This is a genomic window from Serratia sp. CY74737 (assembly GCF_052166775.1).
In the GTDB taxonomy this organism is placed as follows: Bacteria; Pseudomonadota; Gammaproteobacteria; order Enterobacterales; family Enterobacteriaceae; genus Serratia; species Serratia ureilytica.
Genome location: NZ_JBJNOF010000002.1, coordinates 549,968 through 564,962, shown reverse-complemented (window position 1 = coordinate 564,962; position 14,995 = coordinate 549,968). Strand labels below are relative to the sequence as shown.

At 57.1% G+C, this 14,995-nt stretch carries 16 protein-coding genes; 5 read left to right on the top strand and 11 right to left on the bottom strand.

What is annotated here, in order from left to right:
* Nucleotides 1-16: 16 nt before the first annotated feature.
* Both ACJ8PE_RS04735 and osmB read left to right on the top strand, forming a co-directional pair.
* Nucleotides 17-763, top strand: a complete 747-nt coding sequence (locus ACJ8PE_RS04735; RefSeq protein WP_004930631.1) for a DeoR/GlpR family DNA-binding transcription regulator — start codon at nt 17-19, stop codon at nt 761-763.
* 257 nt (nt 764-1,020) lie between these two features.
* Complete coding sequence (gene osmB, locus ACJ8PE_RS04730) at nt 1,021-1,239, top strand: osmotically-inducible lipoprotein OsmB (RefSeq protein WP_004930634.1); 219 nt, start codon at nt 1,021-1,023, stop codon at nt 1,237-1,239.
* Nucleotides 1,240-1,427: 188 nt separating this feature from the next.
* Here osmB and yciH read toward each other — a convergent pair whose 3' ends face one another.
* Both yciH and pyrF read right to left on the bottom strand, forming a co-directional pair.
* The gene (gene yciH, locus ACJ8PE_RS04725; protein ID WP_004930637.1) at nt 1,428-1,754 is read right to left on the bottom strand and encodes a stress response translation initiation inhibitor YciH; all 327 of its coding nucleotides are present in this window, start codon (nt 1,752-1,754) and stop codon (nt 1,428-1,430) included.
* Nucleotides 1,755-1,764: 10 nt separating this feature from the next.
* Nucleotides 1,765-2,493: an orotidine-5'-phosphate decarboxylase gene (pyrF, locus tag ACJ8PE_RS04720; RefSeq protein WP_004930640.1), complete on the bottom strand. Its 729-nt coding sequence runs from the start codon at nt 2,491-2,493 to the stop codon at nt 1,765-1,767.
* A gap of 329 nt (nt 2,494-2,822) precedes the next feature.
* Between pyrF and bhsA the strand changes: the two genes are divergently transcribed.
* Together bhsA and ACJ8PE_RS04710 are read left to right on the top strand one after the other, a co-directional pair.
* A complete protein-coding gene (gene bhsA, locus ACJ8PE_RS04715; RefSeq protein ID WP_004930642.1) occupies nt 2,823-3,083 on the top strand; it encodes a multiple stress resistance protein BhsA in 261 nt (86 codons plus the stop codon).
* A 172-nt stretch (nt 3,084-3,255) separates the two neighbouring features.
* On the top strand, nt 3,256-3,555 hold the full coding sequence (locus tag ACJ8PE_RS04710; protein ID WP_015378033.1) for an Arc family DNA-binding protein: 300 nt from the start codon (nt 3,256-3,258) through the stop codon (nt 3,553-3,555).
* Nucleotides 3,556-3,614: 59 nt separating this feature from the next.
* Here ACJ8PE_RS04710 and lapB read toward each other — a convergent pair whose 3' ends face one another.
* From lapB to pgpB, 3 genes are all read right to left on the bottom strand, one after another.
* Nucleotides 3,615-4,787 carry a lipopolysaccharide assembly protein LapB gene (gene lapB / locus ACJ8PE_RS04705; protein WP_015378034.1) on the bottom strand — a complete coding sequence of 391 codons (1,173 nt, stop codon included), beginning with the start codon at nt 4,785-4,787 and terminating at the stop codon, nt 3,615-3,617.
* 6 nt (nt 4,788-4,793) lie between these two features.
* On the bottom strand, nt 4,794-5,096 hold the full coding sequence (locus ACJ8PE_RS04700; RefSeq protein ID WP_033643257.1) for a LapA family protein: 303 nt from the start codon (nt 5,094-5,096) through the stop codon (nt 4,794-4,796).
* Nucleotides 5,097-5,394: 298 nt separating this feature from the next.
* Nucleotides 5,395-6,159 carry a phosphatidylglycerophosphatase B gene (gene pgpB, locus ACJ8PE_RS04695; protein ID WP_197759778.1) on the bottom strand — a complete coding sequence of 255 codons (765 nt, stop codon included), beginning with the start codon at nt 6,157-6,159 and terminating at the stop codon, nt 5,395-5,397.
* 278 nt (nt 6,160-6,437) lie between these two features.
* Between pgpB and ribA the strand changes: the two genes are divergently transcribed.
* Nucleotides 6,438-7,031, top strand: a complete 594-nt coding sequence (gene ribA, locus ACJ8PE_RS04690; RefSeq protein WP_019452695.1) for a GTP cyclohydrolase II — start codon at nt 6,438-6,440, stop codon at nt 7,029-7,031.
* 57 nt (nt 7,032-7,088) lie between these two features.
* On the opposite strand, the gene acnA is transcribed toward ribA, so the two are convergent.
* The 6 genes from acnA to topA form a co-directional block, all read right to left on the bottom strand.
* Nucleotides 7,089-9,761 carry an aconitate hydratase AcnA gene (acnA, locus tag ACJ8PE_RS04685; RefSeq protein ID WP_197759777.1) on the bottom strand — a complete coding sequence of 891 codons (2,673 nt, stop codon included), beginning with the start codon at nt 9,759-9,761 and terminating at the stop codon, nt 7,089-7,091.
* Between the two features lie 223 nt (nt 9,762-9,984).
* Nucleotides 9,985-10,221 carry a hypothetical protein gene (locus ACJ8PE_RS04680; protein ID WP_049866682.1) on the bottom strand — a complete coding sequence of 79 codons (237 nt, stop codon included), beginning with the start codon at nt 10,219-10,221 and terminating at the stop codon, nt 9,985-9,987.
* On the bottom strand, nt 10,218-10,754 hold the full coding sequence (locus ACJ8PE_RS04675; RefSeq protein WP_197759776.1) for a DUF2778 domain-containing protein: 537 nt from the start codon (nt 10,752-10,754) through the stop codon (nt 10,218-10,220). The genes ACJ8PE_RS04680 and ACJ8PE_RS04675 overlap by 4 nt, the downstream gene beginning before the upstream one ends.
* A gap of 182 nt (nt 10,755-10,936) precedes the next feature.
* Nucleotides 10,937-11,911, bottom strand: coding sequence for an HTH-type transcriptional regulator CysB (cysB, locus tag ACJ8PE_RS04670; protein WP_004930690.1), 975 nt, complete (start codon nt 11,909-11,911; stop codon nt 10,937-10,939).
* Between the two features lie 221 nt (nt 11,912-12,132).
* On the bottom strand, nt 12,133-12,267 hold the full coding sequence (locus ACJ8PE_RS04665; RefSeq protein WP_255201708.1) for a hypothetical protein: 135 nt from the start codon (nt 12,265-12,267) through the stop codon (nt 12,133-12,135).
* A gap of 5 nt (nt 12,268-12,272) precedes the next feature.
* Complete coding sequence (gene topA, locus ACJ8PE_RS04660; RefSeq protein ID WP_015378045.1) at nt 12,273-14,870, bottom strand: type I DNA topoisomerase; 2,598 nt, start codon at nt 14,868-14,870, stop codon at nt 12,273-12,275.
* Between the last annotated feature and the right edge of the window lie 125 nt (nt 14,871-14,995).

Below are 14,995 nucleotides of genomic sequence, written 5' to 3'. Positions count from 1 at the left end.
GCATCATCAGGCCGATATGAATTTACGACAACAGACCATATTGCAGTTGGTTAACGATCGCCGCCGGATCAGCGTCAATGAGCTGGCGCGCGCTTCGGGCGTCTCGGAAGTCACCATCCGGCAGGATCTCAACCTGCTGGAAAAACGCAGTTATCTGAAGCGGGTGCACGGCTCCGCCGTGGCGTTGGAAAGCGACGACGTCGACGCCCGCATGATGTCCAATTTCACCCTTAAGCAACGATTGGCGCAGTACGCCGCCGCGCAGGTCAACGACGGCGAGACGATTTTTATCGAGAGCGGCAGCGCCAATGCCCTGCTGGCGCGCTACATCGCCGAACGCAAGCGCATTACGCTGATCACCGTCAGCCACTACATCGCCAACCTGCTCAAAGAAACCGACTGCGACGTGATTGTGTTGGGCGGCATGTACCAGAAGAAAAGCGAAACCGTGGTCGGCCCGCTCACACGGCTGTGCATTCAGCAGGTGCATTTCAACAAAGCGTTTATCGGCATTGACGGCTTTCAGGCCGAAACCGGCTTTACCGGCCGCGACATGATGCGCGCCGATGTGGTCAGCGCGGTGCTGGCCAAGGGCGTGGAGAATATCGTGCTGACGGATTCCAGCAAATTCGGCCAGATCCAGCCTAACCCGCTGGCGCAGCCGGGGCAAATCAGCCGGGTGATCACCGATTCACGTTTGGCGCTGGAGTATCAGCATCAGCTGAAACGTCAGGGCGTACAGGTGGAGCTGGTCAACGAATAACGCGCCGCGCGGGCCACGCCGCCCGCCGTTTCCCTTGCGCAGCGGGATTTTAAGACTATTTACCTGTTTATCCTTCCCGAGAAACCTATACTCAGCTTCGGTAACTTTTGGGCCGTAACCCGCTAATTATTCGGCCGTTAACAAAAATGCCATTTTTTATATCGATACCGCATGGGAATCAACAGCAGGCCTGATTTATGGTTAACGCCTATACTTATAGGGCACTTCCATATAGCCAATGCTAAGGAGAAGTCATTATGATGATTATCAATAAACGTTTCGCCACCGCCGCTCTGGCTCTGACTCTGGCGTTTTCACTGAGCGCCTGTTCCAACATGTCCAAACGCGATCGCAACACCGCTATCGGCGCCGGCGCCGGCGCAGTCGGCGGCGCAGTGCTGACCAACGGCAGCGCTTTGGGCACGCTGGGTGGGGCTGCGGTGGGCGGCATCATCGGTCACCAGGTTGGCAAATAACCTGCCCGATGCTCCTCCGCCGACAGGCGGGCAAAAGCGCCTCGGCGCTTTGACGTATTAACCAATAACGATGATTTCAGGTCTGTTTTACTTTAAGTCTATGGTTCTTTCGCCGTTAACGGGTTAACCCCCGGCAGCAACAACCTCTAGCCATGCCGCAGCATTGCACTGCGGCATGGCGATTCGCCTCAACCGCCCGCCAGTTTGACCTTCATGCCTTTGGCTTCCAGCAGCTGTTTGAGCAGATCGCGTTTATCGCCCTGGATCTCGATGACTCCCTCTTTCACCGAGCCGCCGCAGCCGCATTTCTTTTTCAGTTCGGCCGCCAGTTTGTCGAGCGCGGCATCATCCAGATCGACGCCGGTAATCAGGCACACGCCCTTCCCCTTGCGGCCGCTGGTCTGGCGCTGGATGCGCACAACGCCATCGCCCTTGGCGCGTTGCGGTTTAACCTCTTCCTGCTTGATGCGACCGGTGTCCGTGGAATACACCAGACGGCTGTTATCGTCATTCATCATCGCTTCCTCAGGCCAAAGAGGCGCGGATCGCGCGCAGCGTCGCGGCCGGATCCGCAGATTGGGTGATCGGACGCCCAATCACCATATAGTCCACGCCGGCGGCCTGCGCCTGCACCGGCGTCATAATACGACGCTGATCGCCCGCCGCGCTGCCTTCAGGGCGGATCCCCGGCGTCACCAGTTGGAAAGCCTGCCCGCAGGCGGCCTTCAGGCGCTGCGCTTCGTGTGCCGAACATACCACGCCGTCCAGCCCGCAGTCGCGGGTCAGGCGCGCCAGGCGCTCTGCGTGTTCCGCCGGGCTGGCCTCGATGCCGATGCCGCGCAGGTCTTCCGCTTCCATGCTGGTGAGCACGGTTACGGCGATCAACAGCGGCGCATCCGTCCCGAATGACGCCAGCGCTTCTTTAGCGGCAGTCATCATGCGCGCGCCGCCGCTGGCGTGGACGTTAACCATCCAAACGCCCAGTTCGGCCGCTGCGGCTACCGCATGCGCAGTGGTATTGGGAATATCGTGGAATTTCAGGTCGAGAAACACGTCGAAACCGCGCCCATGCAGATCACGCACCAGTTGCGGCCCAAACAGCGTGAACATTTCTTTGCCCACTTTCAGCCGGCAGTCTTGCGGATCGATACGGTCGGCGAACGCCAGCGCAGCGTTCTTATCGGCGTAATCTAACGCCACAACGATTGGAGATGATTTTAAGTCATTGTTATTAGCGTTATTTTCAGACTTCATTTCTTCTACCTTTTGTAAAATGGAGATAATCAGGGACTCACCCGCGAAACTGACCGCCGCATTCTACATGCCAGGGGCCCGAAATCCCAGCCGCAGCGCGCACCTACGCTCTGTCATGTTACCTCCCGCCTTTGTCATGGCGCGTCAATGAACGCCCGTCAGCAATAAACCACGCAGCGTAAAACGCCGTAAAGATGCGTAAATTGTTAATCAGATATTTTGAATGACTTGCTCAGCATTTTCAGATTTTCAATCGGCACGGATGCTTTATTATTCACCCCATCGGAAGCGAATGGCTTCCTTCCTAAATAAACAGACTGGAGTCACCCATGAAAACCATCAAATATTTTGCAGCCGCAGCCGCTATCGCACTGACCTCTTTCGCCACCTTCGCCGCTGAACCGATCAGCAGCCAGCAGGCCGATAACCTGACCGCCGCCGGCATCGTTTCCGCAGGCCACGCAACCACCCTCAGCAGCCTGGAGAAAAAACTGGCCGCTAAAGCGGATGCCCAGGGCGCCAGCAGCTACCGCATCATCTCCGCCGGTGGTAACAACATGTTGAGCGGCACCGCGATCATCTACAAATAATGTTTCCGGTACAGGGCCCGAACGTTCGGGCCCTGCCTCTGTTTACCGCCTGAAAAAACCGCATTTTCCCCGCCCCGCTTTGTTACAAAAATATTAAATTTTTATTACACACTAGACACCCGATCGTCAGTGGCTTAGCTTGAAGGCATCTTCCTGCAGAAAGGCTTTCAAAATGAGCGAGATATCGACACTTACCATTAAAATTCCTCTGGAACTGAAGGAAAAAATCCGCGCCGCCGCCGCTGAAAACGAATTTTCGTTGAGCGTGGAAGTGTGCCAGCGCCTGGAAAGCAGTTTCAGCGCGCCCGCCACCAAAGCAGAAAAACCGGCCAAAAAGGCGGATGAGCTGCACCACGGCGAAATCGACAATCAAAGCACCGAAGAAGAGATTGAACAGCCGCTGAGCCAGAAAGAGCTGAAGAAACTGCGTCAGCTGTTGAAAACCGGCGCCAAAGGCGGCAAGAAAAAGTAAGTGATGAACATAAAAAAACGGGGCGATTTTCGCCCCGTTTTTTTTGCCGCGCCGCCGCATTATTGCCCGTCCAGACCGCGTATCGGTTTGACCGATGACCAGGCGCGGCACGACGGGCAATGCCAATAGAGCGAGTGCGCGGTGAAGCCACATTTGTGGCAGCGGTATCGCGGCTTGGTGCGAATTTGCTCGCCGACCATATCGCGCAACAACAGCAGACTCTCTTTCGCACGGCCGTCTTCAGCGTCCGCCAGGTGATAATCCATCAGCCGATAAAACACCCGCATAGTGGGATGACGCTGCAGCTGACGGTTGATATAGACCTGCACCACGTCGCGCCCTTCGTGCTGCTCGATGATCTCGGCCAGCATCAGATCGGCAGTAGCGCCGGTGTTTTCTTCCACGCAGCGCTTAAGAAAATCGGCCCAGTTGTGCTGCTGTTCCGGCAGATGCGTGTAGCATTCCTGCAGCATCGGCAGCGTTTCGCTGACCAACTCTTTATCCTGGCTCAGCACGCGTTGCAGCGACTCTGCCGCTTTGGCGTAGTCGTTTTGCGCCATGTAGATGCGCCCGAACATGATGGATACGCGCGCACACTGTTTATCGGCGGCGTCCGCCCGCTTGAGCAGGCTCATTGCCCGATCGAGATCGTCGCTGCCCATTGCCTGCAGCGCCAACTCACAGTAAAAGTGCGCGATCTCGACGCGTTGCTTCTCTTTGCCCAGCTTGACCAACTTTTCCGCCACGTCGATCGCTTTCTGCCAGTCGCTGGTCGCCTGATGGATCACCAGCAGTTGCTGCAGCGCCGAGACGCGAAAATCCGCTTCGTCAGTCAACTGGCTGAACATGTCTTCCGCGCGGTCGTAAAGCCCGGCGGCCATATAGTCACGGCCCAGCTGCTGCACCGCCAATAGGCGCTGCTCAAAGGTCAGGGAAGCGCTTTCCATCAAGGCCTGATGGATACGGATAGCGCGGTCGACTTCGCCGCGCGAGCGGAACAGGTTGCCCAACGTCAGGTGGGCTTCAACGGTGTTGCTGTCCTCTTTCAACATGTCGAGGAACAGATCGACCGCCTTATCCTGCTGGTTTGAAAGCAGAAAGTTCACCCCTGCCACGTATTCACGCGACAGGCGGTTGGCTTCTTGCTGTTTATCCTGCTGAGCGCTTCTGCGCCCCATGTACCAACCGTACGCGGCAGCCACGGGCAGCAACAGAAACAGCAGTTCTAACATAGAGGGTTATTCCTTGCTGACAACGGCCTGAGCCGCCGGTTCAGCGGGCTGCTCAAGCTGCAGCTCCAGCCTTTTGATCTTGCGCTCTGCGCGGCCCAGCGCAATGCGCGTACGCAGATAGAACAGACCGCAAATGATCCAGCCGAGAATGAAACCGGCGCCAAACAGCGTGGCCAACAGGGTCGATACGCGATAATCGCCCTGCGCAACCAGATAGTTAAAATTGACCACCTGATCGTTATGCGCGCCCAGGGTGACGGAAATCACGAAGATCACCAGAACCAACAAAAAAATCAGCAAATATTTCACATTCTTTCCCGCGATGCCGAGTGAATCGGATGAACGATGCCAAAACGTGGCGTCCCTAACCCTTAAGTTAGCATTTCCCGTTGCGGCAGGGAAACCCTGCGGCACGATAAAACCACATATCTGCTGGCATATTCGGCAGTAAACGGCTTTAACGAACAAATTGATGAGAAAGCTTCTCAAAACGTCGAATTTATAAGGATATGGGGGCGACGGCGCGGATTGCAATGGCGGGAAAATGTAAGCGGTTAATGCGGCGCCGATCTGGCGCCGCGCTTTTTGTGACATGGTCACATAACGTTCATTTCTCCGGCTTGCGCGCCGCGATTTCCTGCTGCTCTTGCGGCGGCGGCGTCAGAGGACCGAACCAGCGCTGCGCCAGCCAGCAGGTGACCACCACCAGCAGCCAGCTGATCAACGTGGCCATCGCCAGATCGCGCGGCCAGTGCATGCCCAGCAGCAAGCGGCTGCCCATTACCCCGGCCGCCCACACCATCAGGATCGCGACAGTTTTGTAATGGCGGCGCGGCCACAGCAGCCCTACGCCCAATAGCGCCCAGGTGGCGGCGAACATGGTGTGCCCCGACGGAAAAGCAAAACCGGTTTCAAACTGCCAGTGCTTGCGCAGCCAGCCCGGCACCAGCGTCTGGTCTTGCAGTTGCTCGCGCACCAGCGCGCTGCGCTCTTTGCGCTGCAGCGAGTAGAAATACTTGCCGTCCACGCCGTGGGTTTGCTCCAACCACACCACGAAAGGACGCGGCTCTTGCACCCGATCCTTGATCAACGACTTCACGCCCTGCCCAATCAACAGCGCGGCGAAAAGCAGCATCGCCAGACCGATGGCCGGCTTCAACCGAAAGCGCAGGCACCACAAAAACCAACCGCAGAGGATCGCGCTGGTCAGAATGCCCCACGGCGAGGTCACGGTTTCGGTCACCCAGTACAGCGCTTTCAGCAGCCGGTCATTGCCGCCGGGTTGCCAGTGCCAGCCGGATACCCAGACCGCCAGCGGCATCAACAGCAGCAGCAACGCGCCGCCCGCCGTGCGTTTTGCTATCTCATACATTCCCGTTTTCCTCTGCGTGAATCAGGCTGCAGTGTAACAAGAGTGCAATCTTGATAACACGCGAAAAATTAAACAGATAGACAACCTATCGCAATAATAGGTGGCCAGAAAACGCCATCTGCTGGTTTGCTGAGCACCGCCCGGCAAGAAGTTGTGGCAAAATAGCCGATAATTAACGAAATAGAGATCGGCGTAGCACGTTTTAGTCTTGGTCAATGCACTGACCGGACTTAGGATGCGCGACAATGATTGAATCGTAGGTTTTTGTGGAGAGTGACATGCAGCTTAAACGGGTGGCAGAGGCTAAACTGCCGACACCTTGGGGCGATTTCCTGATGGTAGGATTCGAAGAACTGGCGACCGGGCACGATCATCTGGCGCTGGTTTTCGGTGATATTTCCGGTGAAGCGCCGGTGCTCGCACGCGTGCATTCCGAATGTCTGACCGGCGACGCGTTGTTCAGCCTGCGCTGCGACTGCGGTTTTCAGCTGGAAGCCGCACTGGAGCAGATCGCCGAAGAAGGCCGCGGCATCCTGCTTTATCATCGCCAGGAGGGCCGCAATATCGGCCTGTTGAACAAGATCCGCGCCTATGCCCTGCAGGATAAGGGCGCAGACACCGTGGAAGCCAACCATCAGCTCGGCTTCGCCGCCGACGAACGCGACTTCACCCTGTGCGCCGACATGTTCAAACTGCTGGGCGTCGACGCGGTGCGCTTGCTGACCAACAACCCGAAAAAGGTCGAGATCCTGACCGAAGCCGGTATCAATATCAGCGAGCGCGTGCCGCTGATCGTCGGCCGCAATCCGAAGAACGAACACTATCTGGCCACCAAGGCCGCCAAAATGGGCCATTTGCTCGACCAGAAGTGATCGCCGCCACGGTGAAAACAATCAGGGCGCCTTGCGGCGCCCTTTTTACTGCCCGATTTACAGCATTTTCCTGATTACGTAGTGCAGGATGCCGTCGTTTTCGTAGTAGGTCAGCTCATTGCCGGTATCGATGCGGCAACGGGTGTCGAGCACCTCCTTACGCCCGTCGGCATAGGTGATATGTACCGGCACCGTCTGGCCGGGCTGCAGCTGTTGCAGGCCGCCGACGCTGATCTGCTCGTCCCCGGTCAGCCCCAGCGTTTTGCGCGTCACGCCCTGCGGGAACTCCAGCGGCAAAATACCCATGCCTATCAGGTTGGAGCGGTGAATACGCTCGAAGGATTCGGCGATCACCACCCGCACGCCCAGCAGGCGCGGCCCTTTCGCCGCCCAGTCGCGGCTGGAGCCGGAACCGTACTCTTTACCGGCGATCACCGCCAGCGGCACTTGCTCCTGCTGGTACTGCATGGCGGCGTCGTAGATAGACAGTTGCTGCTGCGACGGAATATGGCGGGTATAGCCCCCCTCCACACCCGGCACCATTTCGTTGCGGATGCGGATGTTGGCAAAGGTGCCGCGCATCATCACTTCGTGGTTACCGCGGCGCGAACCGTAGGAGTTAAAGTCCTGCGGCGCCACGCCGTGCTCGCTCAGGTAACGCCCCGCCGGGCTGTCGCGCTTGATGTTGCCCGCCGGCGAGATGTGGTCGGTGGTCACCGAATCGGCCAGAATCGCCAGAATGCGCGCGTCCTTGATGTCCTGCACCGGATCCGGCTTCACCTTCATGGTGCTGAAAAACGGAGGATGGCGGATATAGGTAGAATCCTCCTGCCATTGATAGGTCGCCGACCCGGTCACCTGGATTGCCTGCCAGTTGGCGTCGCCATCGAACACTTCGCCGTATTCTTTGTGGAACATCTCGGTGCGCACTTCTTCCACCGCCTGAGCAATGTCCTGGCTGCTCGGCCAGATGTCCTTCAGGTAGACCGGTTGACCGTCATTGCCCTCGCCCAGCGGCTCTTTGGTCAGATCGATCTTCATGCTGCCCGCCAGCGCATACGCCACAACCAGCGGCGGTGAGGCCAGCCAGTTGGTTTTCACCAGCGGGTGGATGCGCCCTTCGAAGTTACGGTTGCCCGACAGCACCGCGCCCACGGTCAGATCGCCCTCTTTGATCGCCTGCTCGATAGGATCCGGCAGCGGCCCGGAGTTGCCGATACAGGTGGTACAGCCATATCCCACCAGGTTGAACCCCAGTTCTTCCAGATAAGCGGTGAGTTTGGCGCTGTCGAAGTAGTCGGTCACCACTTTGGAACCCGGCGCCAACGACGTTTTTACCCAAGGCTTGCTGCGCAGCCCTTTCTTGACGGCGTTTTTCGCCAGCAGGCCAGCCGCCATCATCACGCTCGGGTTGGAGGTGTTGGTGCAGGAGGTGATCGCCGCGATCACCACCGCGCCGTCGTGCAGCTCGTGCTGCTGCCCATCCAGCGTAAAGGGTTTGCTGTCTGCCTTGGTCTTGTGGCCGCCGATATCCAACTCGGTAGCGGCCTTGAACGCCTGCGGCACATTCGGCAGCGCGACGCGATCCTGCGGGCGTTTCGGCCCGGCGAGGCTGGCCTCGACCGTCGACATATCCAGCGCCAGCGAGCTGGTGAAGACCGGCTCATCCCCCGGGTTGCGCCACATGCCCTGCGCCTTGGCGTAGGCTTCCACCAGCGCGATTTGTTCGGCGCTGCGGCCGCTGAGTTTCATGTAGCCGAGCGTGACGTCATCTACCGGGAAGAAACCGCAGGTGGCGCCGAACTCCGGCGACATATTGGCGATGGTCGCCCGGTCCGCCAACGGCAGATCGGCCAGGCCGTCGCCGTAAAACTCGACGAACTTGCCGACAACGCCGTGCTTACGCAGCATTTGGGTGACCGTCAGCACCAGGTCGGTGGCGGTAATGCCCTCGCGGAGCTTGCCGGTCAGCTTAAAGCCGACGACGTCCGGGATCAGCATCGACACCGGCTGGCCCAGCATCGCCGCTTCCGCTTCGATACCGCCGACGCCCCAGCCGAGAATGCCCAGGCCGTTGATCATGGTGGTGTGAGAATCGGTGCCCACCAGCGTATCCGGATAGGCCACGCGGCGACCGCTTTCGTCACTGTGCCACACCGTTTGGCCGAGGTATTCGAGGTTGACCTGGTGGCAGATGCCGGTGCCCGGCGGCACCACGCGGAAACGGTTGAAGGCTTTCTGCCCCCAGCGCAGGAAGGTGTAGCGCTCGTGGTTGCGCTGCATTTCGATACGCACGTTGTCTTCGAAGGCGTTGTCATCGCCGAATTCATCGACGGTAACCGAGTGGTCAATCACCAGATCCACCGGCGACAGTGGGTTCACCTGGTCGACATTGCCGCCCAGCCGCCGCACCGCTTCACGCATCGCCGCCAGATCCACCACCGCCGGAACGCCGGTAAAATCCTGCATCAGCACGCGCGCCGGACGGTAGGCGATCTCACGGTCAGCATGGCCGGTTTGTAACCAGGCGACGATGGCCTTGAGGTCGTCAACCTGCACGGTATCACCATCCACATGGCGCAGCAGGTTCTCCAACAGCACTTTCATTGATTTCGGCAACCGGTCGATATCACCCAGCTGCTTCGCCGCCAGCGGCAGACTGTAGTAGTAATATTCGCTATTCAGCGCAACCAGCTTATCCAGACTTGTTTCACGAAGATCGGACGACATAGCTCCTCCATTTCTTATTGTGATTAAAACAGGGTAATCAGTGAGGTCTTGTTTAAAGATACCACAAAGATAAGTTAACGTTTTGATAACAACACGATTTGATCACAGCGATAGGTGAGAACAATCAAGAAGAAGGAAGTGCGAGCGCAGCCAAGGGGTTAGGCCACGCGTCAACGAAAACGCCGCAACGAGGCGGCGTTTTGGCAGGGAAGATCTCGCGGCTTTAGCGGGGTTTGCGCACCAGGCGGCGACATACTGTGAGCACAACTGCCGCAATGATGGCAGAGACACCCAATTTAATGGCAATGACAGCCGAGTCGAAATTATTCATCCCTATTTCACCATCACCGTTAATTTCTATGTTGTTGGAAACGAAGCTGTCGAAAATTCCGTCTGGCAGGTAGCGCAACAACAAAAGGGTTAGCAACAAGAACAGAACAATCCAGAGACTTTTTTTCATTGTGATACCACGCATTTACAGTAATCAGGCTCGCCTTGAACATCTATACGACCGTACGCCATCAGCCCTCGACCTCCAGGCACTCTCACCTTTCTACGCCTTAGCAGCGCATCCCGAAGGATCTGAAAGTCAGATGCCTGATAGAGAGTAATACATCCCCAAGAAACACCGGTGCCATCTGTGTTAAGTGGATGCAGTCTAAAACTGTTTCGAAAGACGCCATTTACGGCGAGGTAGTCACTCATAGTTTCATTGCTGAAGAGACCAAACCACTCAGAATGGCGATTCTTGTAGAGATGATACAGGCCAACCAACTCAGAACGAATTTGATTTGCAATACTGCCCTGTGGTCTGTCGACGATCCAGTATGTTCCTGGAGGAATGGCGGCTTTTTCACGATCCGAACAGTTTGGGTTGTTAATGTAATGCTCGATACCCGATAACACGTCGAATGTCCCCACTCCATAGCACCGTAATTTCGCTATCTTGCCACCACTTGATAAATCAGCGTAGTTAAGCCTGCATATCTGCATAACGTTGAATTTCCTTATTCAATTATCCGAACGTTTTGCAGTCTACTTAGAGGTGAACGGGTTGAAAAGAGGACGGTGGCTTTTCAGGATGATCCTGAGAAACAAGAAAGGTGCGGGTTTCCGGGCTAAAAAAACCCGGTTTGGCAGGCGCCTAACCGGGTTTGATTTGATATCGTCAACGATTACTTAATCGGCAGCTTGATGTCCTTGAACATCGCTTCAATTTCTTCGTTGGAGCGCAGCGCCACTGCGCTGTCGACCACGTCGCGCGTCAGGTGCGGCGCGAAGCGCTGAATGAAGTCGTACATGTAGCTGCGCAGGAAGGTGCTGCGGCGGAAGCCGATTTTAGTGGTGCTGTAGGTGAAGATATCGCGCGCATCCACCGTCACCAGATCCGGATCCTGCACCGGATCCACCGCCATGCTGGCGATCACCCCTACCCCCAATCCCAAACGCACATAGGTTTTAATCACGTCGGCGTCAGTGGCGGTAAAGACGATGCGCGGCGTCAGGCCGGCGCGGTTGAAGGCGGTGTCCAGCTCCGAACGACCGGTAAAGCCGAAGGTGTAAGTGACGATCGGGTAAGCCGCCAGTTCTTCAATGCTGATGCTGCTTTTGCCCGCCAAAGGATGATCGGGCTTCACCACCACCGCACGGTTCCAGTGGTAGCACGGCAGCATGATAAGATCGTCATACAGGTGCAGCGCTTCGGTGGCGATGGCGAAATCAGCGGTGCCCTTGGAGACCGCTTCGGCGATCTGCGTCGGCGAGCCCTGATGCATGTGCAGCGAGACACGCGGGTAACGCTCGATGAAGCCTTTAATCACGTTGGGCAAGGCGTAGCGAGCCTGGGTATGCGTGGTGGCGACGTACAGCGAGCCTTTGTCCGGGTAGGTGTGTTCACCGGCGACGGCCTTGATGGCGTCTACCTTGGACAGCACTTCACGCGCGATGCGAATGATTTCCTGGCCGGCGGGGGTGACCTGGGTCAGGTGCTTGCCGCTGCGGGCGAAAATCTGGATGCCCAGCTCATCTTCGAGCATGCGCACCTGTTTGCTGATGCCGGGTTGAGAGGTATATAGCCCTTCTGCCGTCGAGGAGACATTCAGGTTGTGGTTAACCACTTCCACAATGTAACGAAGCTGCTGCAATTTCATATCTTATACCATCCTAGGTTAAACACTGCGGCTTACCCGCAGCCAGGTATATCGGTGTCGCCCCGGTATGCTGAAACTCACAAGCCATAAACCCCGTGTTCTACCCTGATGGTGAAGAAAACGCCGTTGTTAATAAGCTTTAATAATAAAAAAACTTTTTATATAACCACTATACCACGATGCAGCTTCAAGTATAGATCCGCGTCACACTATGATAACGATTATTTTGCATGGGTATCAACGTGAAACGGCGGTGTCGGAGGGATAAAAACAGCAAAGGATAGATCCGTTTGCCCCTTTTCACCAATAAAAAAACCAGCCGCCAGGGCTGGTTTTTCATCTTGCGGGCAGGACATCGGCCTTACTTCTTGCCTTCGACCCACTTGCCGTCCACGTAGAACGCGGACCAACCGGTCGCCTTGCCGTCTTTTTCAGAGGAGACGTACTGCTGCTTGGTTTTACGGCTGAAACGCACCAGCGTTTTGTTGCCTTCGGCATCCGCCACCGGCGCATCGGCCAGGTAGCGCAGTTTCTCCGGCAGACGATCCTTGAAGCGAGCCAGTTCTTCCACCAGCGGCGCGCGGGTCTCGCGCGATTTAGGGAAGGTGTTGGCCGCCAGGAACACGCCGGCAGCGCCGTCACGCAGCACGAAATAGGCGTCGGACTTCTCGCACGGCAGCTCCGGCAACGGCACCGGATCTTCCTTCGGCGGCGCGACATCGCCGTTACGCAGGATCTTGCGGGTGTTTTTGCAGTTCTCGTTGGTGCAGCCCATGTACTTGCCGAAACGCCCCATTTTCAGGTGCATTTCCGAGCCGCACTTGTCGCACTCCACCACCGGGCCATCATAGCCTTTCAGACGGAACTCGCCCTCTTCGATCTCATAGCCGTCACACGCCGGGTTGTTACCGCAGACGTGCAGCTTGCGCTGGTTGTCGATCAGATAGCTGTCCATCGCCGTACCGCATTTCTGGCAGCGGCGGCGGGCGCGCAGCGCGTTGGTTTCCGCGTCGTCGCCTTCGAGGATGTTGAGCACTTCCGCTTCCGGCACCAGGTTGATGGTGGTTTTGCAACGTTCCTTCGGCGGCAGCGCGTAGCCGGAACAGCCGAGGAAGACCCCGGTGCTGGCGGTACGGATGCCCATCTTGCGGCCGCAGGTCGGGCAGTCGATGCTGGTCATCACCATCTGGTTAGGCCGCATGCCGCCTTCTTCCGGATCCTTCTCCGCCGTTTCAAGCTGCTCGCTGAAGTCGACGAAGAATTCGTCCAGCACCGCTTTCCACTCGGCCTGGTTGTTGGCGACCTCATCGAGGCCGTCTTCCATGCGCGCGGTGAAGTCATAGTTCATCAGCTCGCGGAAGTTCTCTTCCAGACGATCGGTGACGATCTCACCCATTTTCTCGGCATAGAAACGGCGGCTTTCCACCCGCACATAACCGCGATCCTGAATGGTCGAGATGATGGAGGCGTAAGTGGACGGACGGCCGATGCCGCGTTTTTCCAGCTCTTTCACCAGCGAGGCTTCGCTGTAGCGCGCCGGCGGCTTGGTGAAGTGCTGGCTCGGGATCAGTTTCTGCAGATCCAGCTCGCTGCCGATTTCGACGAACGGCAACGTGCGATCTTCATCGCCTTTGCGCAGGGCCGGCATCACCTTGGTCCAGCCGTCAAAGCGCAGCGTACGGCCCTTGGCGCGCAGCTGATAATCGCCGGCTTTCACCGTCAGCGTGGTGGAATCGTATTGCGCCGGCGTCATCTGGCAGGCGACGAACTGGCGCCAGATCAGCTGATACAGCTTCTGCGCGTCCGCTTCCATGTCTTTGAGCTGTTCGGCGAGCACGTTCACGTCCGAAGGACGGATCGCTTCGTGCGCTTCCTGCGAATTCTCTTTGCTGCTGTACTGATTCGGCGCCTTCGGCAGGTATTTATCGCCGAAGTTGTCGCCAATGTAGCCACGCACCATGTTGAGCGCATCCTGGCTCAGGTTGGTGGAGTCGGTACGCATATAGGTGATGTGGCCGGCTTCATACAGCCGTTGCGCCATCATCATGGTTTTCTTCACGCCGAAGCTCAGGCGGGTGCTGGCGGCCTGTTGCAGCGTGGAGGTAATGAAAGGCGCGCCCGGCTTGCTGCTGGTCGGTTTGTCTTCGCGATCCAGCACCGTGTAGCGGGCTTTTTCCAGCAACTTGACCGCGGCGTGCGTCTGCTCGCGGTTGACCGGCTTGAACGGTTTGTCGTGCGCATGGGTCACTTCCATCTGCAGCGCGGTTTCACCCTTCGCCAGCAGATCGGCATGCAGCTCCCAGTACTCTTCCGGCACGAACGCCTTGATGTCGCGTTCGCGCTCAACCACCAGACGCACCGCCACCGACTGCACGCGGCCGGCGGACAGGCCGCGGGCGATTTTTTTCCACAGCAGCGGCGAGACCATATAGCCCACCACGCGGTCCATAAACCGGCGCGCCTGCTGCGCGTTGACGCGGTCAATGTTCAGCTCGCCCGGCTGTTTGAACGCCTGTTGGATCGCGTTTTTGGTGATTTCGTTAAACACCACGCGGCTAAAGCGTTTGTCATCCCCACCGATCACTTCCCGCAGGTGCCAGGCGATGGCTTCCCCTTCGCGGTCAAGGTCGGTTGCGAGATAAATGTGGTCGGCGTTTTCCGCCAACGATTTTAACTCGGCGACCACTTTTTCTTTACCCGGCAGGATTTCATAATGCGCTTTCCAGCCGTGGTAAGGGTCGACGCCCATGCGATTTACCAGCGCCGCCTTCTCATCTTTTTTAACTTTTTTCTTGGCTTTGTCTTCGGTTGAGTCAGCGCTCTTTTTGCTGGCTGAGCCACTGGTCGGCAAATCACGGATATGACCGACGCTGGACTTCACCACGTAGTCACTTCCTAAATATTTATTAATAGTTTTGGCTTTTGCCGGGGACTCAACTATTACGAGAGCTTTACCCATATTTACCTTTACCTAATTTATTTCTTCTAAAAAGAAGTCTTTTATCTCGCCGTGCCGCGGCAATTCGTGTCTCTTTTTTTATATTGCGGCAGTCTGGCAAGAGATCAACAGATTTTTTTCTTTTG